Genomic DNA, 229 nt, shown 5'->3' with positions numbered 1-229 from the left:
TACTTTGCTTTTATTGAATGGTGAACAGACTTCATCAAAGGTACTGGTAGAGAAATAATATTCGCCTGTGTCGTAGTTATGATAGCCAGCACGGTTTGTTATCTTAGTTTCAAAATCTTGGTGCATGTGAATGTGGCAAGGTTGAAAGCGACTACTGCCATGCTGTTCAATAAACGCCTTGATATGCTCTATGATTTGGCGCTGCTCATGCTCACCATCACGCCCATAG

Annotated in this window: 1 protein-coding gene; it reads right to left on the bottom strand. The window is 41.9% G+C overall.

Going from position 1 to position 229, the window contains the following annotated elements:
• Positions 1–229, bottom strand: a 229-nt coding sequence (locus BTV98_RS13445; RefSeq protein ID WP_218613007.1) for a hypothetical protein, incomplete at both ends; no start/stop codon positions are given.

The sequence above is a fragment of the Psychrobacter sp. Cmf 22.2 genome (assembly GCF_001921745.1).
Lineage (GTDB): Bacteria > Pseudomonadota > Gammaproteobacteria > Pseudomonadales > Moraxellaceae > Psychrobacter.
This window is presented reverse-complemented; position numbering and strand designations above follow the sequence as displayed.